The organism is Rhodoferax sp. (genome assembly GCF_028715765.1).
GTDB lineage: Bacteria > Pseudomonadota > Gammaproteobacteria > Burkholderiales > Burkholderiaceae_C > Rhodoferax.
The window spans coordinates 7411-13818 of sequence record NZ_JAQURE010000061.1; the positions used below are offsets into that span (position 1 = coordinate 7411).

Genomic DNA, 6408 nt, shown 5'->3' on the forward strand with positions numbered 1-6408 from the left:
GCCGGGTCAATGGCAAGCGGTTTGACACGGGTGAACTGGTCAAACGTGAATACCGCCACCGCTTGCCCACCGGGTTTCAGAGTTATGTGCTCAACACCCGGCGTGACCGCTTCAAAGACGTGCGCGTGCGCCAGGCGCTGGGGCTGGCGCTGGATTACGAGTGGATGAACCGGCAAATGTTTTACAACGCCTACCAGCGTGTCAACGGCTTGTTTGGCAACACCGCTTGCCAAGCCACCGGGCTGCCGTCTGCCCCAGAGCTGGCGTTGCTAGCGCCGTGGCGCGGTCAGGTGCCAGACGCAGCGTTTGGTGCCATGACGCAGCCGCCCAGCACCGAGGCGCCGTCCTCTTTGCGTGCCAACTTGCGCCAGGCGCAGGCGCTGCTGAAAGCAGCTGGCTGGCAGGTACAGGCCGGGCAGTTGCGCAATGCCCAAGGTCAGGTGTTCGAGGTCGAATACCTTGACAGCAATGAAGGCAGCGCCCGCGTGGTGACCCCTTGGGCCAGAAACCTTGAAAAACTGGGCATCACATTGAAATTCAGACCGGTCGACTTTGCCTTGTACCAACAGCGGCTGCAAAAGTTTGACTTTGACATCACGTCTCTGGCCTACGGCGGCACCCACAACCCCGGCCAGGAATACGCCGACCTGTTTGGCAGCCAAGCGGCTGACCAGGAAGATTCGGGCAACATGTCAGGCATGAAAAGCCCCGCTGTTGATGCCTTGATTGCAGCCATGACCCGTGCCAAAACCCAAGCCGACTTGTTGCCCGCTTGCCGCGCGTTAGAGCGTGTCATTGCCCACAGCCATGTGTTGATTCCACAATGGTCGGCACCCACCCACCGGATGGTGTTCAATCAGCACCGGCTGGATCAACCCGCCCAGATGCCGCCCTATGCCCAGGGCGAGAGCTGGGCCATCGACACCTGGTGGGCCAAAGATGTGGTTCGGTAGGGTGCAATTCAAAGGGGTGTGGAAAGTTGGTGTCGTGTCGCCAATATGACGACACCATTACACTAGAACCCTTAACGCATTCAGCAGGAGTTCAACATGACCATGGCATTAGCCACACAGGACCGCATCGGAGCGCGCGTGCCGCACGACGTGTACGTCACCTTGTGCCGTGCCGCCACTTTGACAGGCGCGACGGTGAATCAATTTTTGGTTCAAGCGGCGTTGAAAGAAGCGCAAACCGTGATTGAGCGCGAAGAGCTTATTCGTTTGTCAGCGCGTGATTGGCGCTGGATGCTCGATTTGATGGAAAGCCCTCCACCACTCAACGATAAGCTCTCAAACGCCCTGAATCGTTACAACCTGGCCAAAACTGATGCTGCTGGTACAGCCTTTAACTGGCAGTCATGACCGGTTGCGCTTTGACTGCCAACGCTCAGAGCTCAATGCCTGGCTAAGGCAAGTTGCGCGGCAGCACCAAGACAAGGGTTTGTCCAAAACGTTTGTCCTGGTTGATGAAAGTGAGCCTGCCAAAATTTGCGGTTTTTATGCTTTGACTTTGGCTGAACTCGACCGCTCACAGCTGCCTGAAATCTGGCATAAAAAGTTGCCACGGCGCATTCCTGGCGTGCGCTTGGGTCGCCTTGTTGTGGACGGTGTTGATCAAGGCAAGGGGTTTGCAGAATTGCTGCTGGTGGATGCTATAGGCAGGTCGCGCCGCATACATCAGGAAGCTGGCGGTCTTGGCCTGTTTGTCGATGCCATGGATGAGCGCGCTGCGGGATTTTATCGGCGCTATGGTTTTCAGTCTTGCCCTGATCAGGCGCTGTTGCTGTTTTTGCCGACCCATCACGTGAACTAACCATGTTGAGTTACATCCTCAAGCGCCTGTTGCTCATGATCCCCACGCTGTTTGGCGTGCTGTTGCTCACCTTTGTGGTGATTCAGTTTGTGCCTGGTGGCCCGGTGGAACAGTACCTGGCCGAGGCCAAGGCCGGCATCGGCAAGGGCGCAGCGGCGGAAACCGGTGGCCTGAGCTACCGCGGCGCGCAGGGTGTCGACACCAAGCGCATTGAGCAGATCAAGGCTTTGTATGGTTTTGATAAACCCGCCCACGAGCGGTTTTTTCAGATGCTGGGGCAATTTGCCCGGTTTGACTTGGGGCGCAGTTTTTTTCAAAACAAAAGTGTCACTGAGTTGATGGTGGAGAAACTGCCGGTGTCGATCAGCCTGGGGCTGTGGACATTTTTCATCAGTTACCTGATCGCCGTCCCGCTGGGCGTGGCCAAAGCGGTGCGGGCGGGCTCGCGCTTTGACTTTGTGACCACCTTGCTGGTGCTGCTGGGCTACGCCATTCCGGGCTTTGTGTTGGGGGTGGCACTGCTGGTGATTTTTGGTGGGCAGTTGCAATGGTTTCCGCTGCGCGGTCTGACCAGCAGCCATTGGGATGAATTGAGCTGGGGCGCACGCGTGGCCGACTACTTGTGGCACATCGCCATGCCGGTCACGGCCATGGTGCTGGGCAGTTTTGCTGTGACCACCATGCTGACCAAAAATGCTTTTCTGGAAGAAATTCGAAAGCAATATGTGGTGACAGCGCGTGCCAAAGGGCTTAATGAGCGCCAAGTGCTGTGGCGGCACGTGTTTCGCAATGCGCTCATTCCCATCATCACGGGTTTCCCGGCAGCTTTCATTGGTGCGTTTTTCACCGGCTCGCTGTTGATTGAAACCTTGTTTTCGCTCGATGGTTTGGGCTTACTCAGCTATGAAAGTGTGATCCGGCGCGACTACCCCGTGGTGCTGGGCACGCTGTATTTCTTCACCCTGATCGGCTTGGTGACCAAGCTGATCTCTGATCTGTCTTATGTCTGGGTCGACCCCCGTGTCAAGTTTGAATAACGCTCCTGTGGCAGCCGTTTCTTTGGGACCCTGGGCGCGCGCCTGGATGCGCTTCAAGCGCAACCATTTAGGCTATTGGAGCCTGCTTGCGTTTGTCTGGCTGGTGGGCTTGAGTTTGGTGGCTGAACTCATCAGCAACGACCGCCCCTTGCTGGTGCGCTACCAAGGGCAACTGTATGTGCCGGTGCTCAACGACTACCCTGAAAAAACCTTTGGCGGCGACTTTGACACAGCCACCGACTACCTGGACCCGTTCATTCGCCAGCGCTTGAGCCAAGACGGCAACTGGGTGGTGTTTGCGCCCAACCCCTATGGTGCCAAAACGCTCAACTACTTTGCCAAAGCGCCCAACCCGTCACCACCGACTGCAGACAACTGGCTCGGTACCGATGACCGTGGCCGCGATTTGCTGGCGCAGTTGCTTTACGGCTTTCGCGTGAGCGTGCTGTTTGCCCTGGCGCTGACCTTCACCGGCACGCTGCTGGGCATTGTCACAGGCGCCATTCAAGGCTTTTATGGTGGCAAGACCGACCTGGCTTTTCAGCGGTTCATTGAAATCTGGAGCGCCATGCCAGAGCTGTACTTGTTGATCATCTTTAGTGCGGTGTTTGCACCCAGCTTGGGTTTGTTGTTGATTTTGTTGAGCTTATTTGGCTGGATGGGTTTGTCTGACTACGTGCGTGCCGAGTTTTTGCGCAATCGCCAGCTTGACTACGTGCGCGCAGCGCGCTCTTTGGGCGTGAGCGATTGGCACATCATCACGCGCCATGTGCTGCCCAACAGCATGACCCCGGTGGTGACGTTTTTGCCGTTTCGCATGAGTGGTGCCATTTTGGCCTTGACCTCGCTCGATTTTTTGGGGCTGGGGGTGCCGCCGGGTACACCGTCGCTGGGCGAATTGTTGTCTCAAGGCAAGAACAACATTGATGCGTGGTGGATTTCGTTGGCCACTTTTGCCGTGTTGGTCATCACCTTGCTGCTGCTGACCTTCATGGGCGATGCCCTGCGCGACGCACTCGACCCGCGAAAGGCCGACCAATGAACGCCTCGCTGACCCCCCAAAAGGGTGCGCCCTTGCTTGAGGTGACCGGCTTGCGGGTGTCTTTTGCTGGCCAAGAGGTGGTGCATGGCCTTGATTTTTCTGTGGCTGTGGGCGAAAAAGTTGCCTTGGTGGGGGAGTCTGGTTCAGGCAAAACGGTGTCTGCGTTGAGTTTGTTGCGCCTGGTGGAAAATGCAAAACTCAGCGGCCAAGCCATGTTTGATGGGCGTGACTTGCTCTCCATCCCAGCGTCAGAACTGCGCGAACTCCGTGGCAAAGACATTGCCATGATTTTTCAGGAGCCCATGACGGCGCTGAACCCGCTCATGAGTGTGGGCGATCAAATTGCTGAGGTTGTGAGACTAAAACAGGCTCTAACGCCCGTATTGTGCGCGCAAGCAGCTATCAAATTACTATCTGATACAGGTATTACAGAGCCTGCGCAGCGCGCCAGGGCTTACCCCCATCAGCTCAGTGGTGGCCAGCGCCAGCGCGTCATGATTGCCATGGCGTTGGCGTGTCGCCCCAAATTGCTGTTGGCCGATGAACCCACCACAGCCCTGGATGTGAGCTTGCGAGGGCAAATTCTCGACTTGCTGGCTGATTTGCAGCACCGCCATGGCATGGCGGTGCTGTTGATCACCCACGACCTGCATTTGGTGCGCCGCTTTGCCGACCGTGTGGTGGTGATGGAGCAGGGGCAAGTGGTCGAGCAGGGGGCCACGCAGACGGTCTTTGCACAGCCCAAACACCCCTACACCCAGCGCTTGATGGCCAGCCGACCCGAGCGCGATGCGTGGGCTCAACAGCCGGGTGGCGAGCCTTGCGCCCCAGTCATTTCGGCACAGGGTTTGCGTGTGACTTACGCCGTTCCTCTGTCTGGTTTTCGGGGCTGGTTTCGGCGTGGTGAGTTTGTGGCTGTGCATGGGGCAGACTTTGAATTGCCCAGCGGCCAGACCTTGGGTGTGATTGGTGAGTCTGGTTCGGGTAAGTCCACGCTGGCGCTGGCAGTGTTGGGCTTGCTGCCTTTTCAAGGGCAACTGCGTGTGATGGGCTCGGCTTGGGGGGTGGATGTGCGCCGCAACCTGGCATTGCGTCGGCAAGTACAGGTGGTGTTTCAAGACCCGTTTTCATCGCTGTCGCCGCGCATGACCATCGAGGCCATCGTGGGCGAAGGCTTAGGCGTGCATGAACCGGGTTTGTCGGCTGCTGAGCGGCGTTTGCTTGTGATTGCGGCGCTCAAAGACGTGGGTTTGGCGGATGATAGCGATGTAGAGGCCCTGTTGTCGCGGTACCCCCATGAATTCTCAGGCGGTCAGCGCCAGCGCCTGGCCATTGCGCGGGCACTCATCATCTCGCCCAAGGTGTTAGTGCTTGATGAACCGACCAGTGCGCTGGACGTAACGGTGCAAAAACAGGTGCTGCAACTGCTGCAAAAACTGCAGCGTGAGCGCGGCTTGAGCTACCTGTTGATCACCCACGACATGGCGGTGATTGCGGCCATGGCACACCATGTGCTGGTGATGAAAAATGGTCAAGTGGTTGAGTCCGGCGCGGTCGATGAGGTACTTGGTCACCCCAAGCAGGCCTACACCCAAGTCTTGATCCGTGCGGCTTAAGTGCAGCTCATGACCTGATAGGTGACATCTGCCACCTGCTAAGTCCTTGCAAAACAAGGGATTTAAACGCTTTTTAAGCTACAATCCACTGCTTCACGACCAAACGGGCGAGTCACTTCCGCCCGTTTTTTTTGGTCGTTTGTTTTTGCTGTATCCAAATTTTTAGGACTGATTGACCGGTGGCGCTGAAGGAAATTGTCGAACAAACTGTGGCTGGGCTGGGTTACGACCTGGTGGAAATTGAACGTTCCGCCGGTGGCTTGCTGCGCATCACCATTGACTTGCCTTGGCTCGCGCCGTCTGCAGACCATTCAGTTGAAGAGCAGTTTGTCACAGTTGAAGATTGCGAAAAAGTGACTCGTCAACTGCAATTTGCCCTGGAAGTTGACCAGGTGGAATACCGTAGGTTAGAGGTGTCTTCCCCCGGCATTGACCGCCCGTTGCGCCACACCCAAGATTTTGAGCGCTTTGTCGGGCACACCATTGATGTCACGCTCAAGCAACCCCTGGGTGCGGCTGTGGCCTCAGGCCAAGTCAATGCCAACCGTAAAAAATTCAGAGGCGTGCTAGAACGTGTAGACGCTGTGGCAGCAGCGGCACCAGTGATGCCAGCAGAGCCGTCATGGCAAATTGTCTGGCGTGATGAAATTGTTGCCAAGCCTGGGCAAAAGATCAGTAAAAAGCGCGCCTTGCCCCCGCTGCAAGCGCTGGGCTTTGTGATCAGTGAACTTAAAGAAGCGCGTTTGGCGCCCATCGTCAGCTTCAAAGGCCGTTCTGCGGCGCAGCCTTTGGATGAGTCTGAACCCATTTGAATTGAAACAGGAGAGTCATGGCATGAATCGCGAAATGTTAATGTTGGTCGATGCCATCTCACGCGAGAAAAACGTCGAGCGTGATGTGG

Annotated in this window: 7 protein-coding genes; all 7 read left to right on the plus strand. The window is 56.8% G+C overall.

The annotated features are described in order from the left end of the window. Nucleotides 1–953, plus strand: a 953-nt coding sequence (locus PHT20_RS15010) for an ABC transporter substrate-binding protein (RefSeq protein WP_301021144.1), incomplete at its 5' end; no start/stop codon positions are given. Nucleotides 954–1049: 96 nt separating this feature from the next. Beyond that, nucleotides 1050–1361 (plus strand): DUF1778 domain-containing protein, encoded by a 312-nt coding sequence (locus tag PHT20_RS15015; RefSeq protein WP_301021145.1) that lies wholly within the window; start codon nt 1050–1052, stop codon nt 1359–1361. Further along, entirely contained in the window at nt 1327–1812 is a 486-nt protein-coding gene (locus PHT20_RS15020) for a GNAT family N-acetyltransferase (RefSeq protein WP_301021146.1), read from the plus strand. Before PHT20_RS15015 ends, PHT20_RS15020 begins: the two co-directional genes overlap by 35 nt. 2 nt (nt 1813–1814) lie before the next feature. Next, nucleotides 1815–2849 (plus strand): ABC transporter permease subunit, encoded by a 1035-nt coding sequence (locus PHT20_RS15025; RefSeq protein WP_301021147.1) that lies wholly within the window; start codon nt 1815–1817, stop codon nt 2847–2849. Then, nucleotides 2815–3891: an ABC transporter permease gene (locus PHT20_RS15030; RefSeq protein ID WP_301021148.1), complete on the plus strand. Its 1077-nt coding sequence runs from the start codon at nt 2815–2817 to the stop codon at nt 3889–3891. Before PHT20_RS15025 ends, PHT20_RS15030 begins: the two co-directional genes overlap by 35 nt. After that, nucleotides 3888–5507, plus strand: coding sequence for a dipeptide ABC transporter ATP-binding protein (locus PHT20_RS15035; protein ID WP_301021149.1), 1620 nt, complete (start codon nt 3888–3890; stop codon nt 5505–5507). Before PHT20_RS15030 ends, PHT20_RS15035 begins: the two co-directional genes overlap by 4 nt. Nucleotides 5508–5686: 179 nt before the next feature. After that, nucleotides 5687–6319 (plus strand): ribosome maturation factor RimP, encoded by a 633-nt coding sequence (gene rimP / locus PHT20_RS15040; protein ID WP_301021150.1) that lies wholly within the window; start codon nt 5687–5689, stop codon nt 6317–6319. Nucleotides 6320–6408 lie beyond the last annotated feature (89 nt).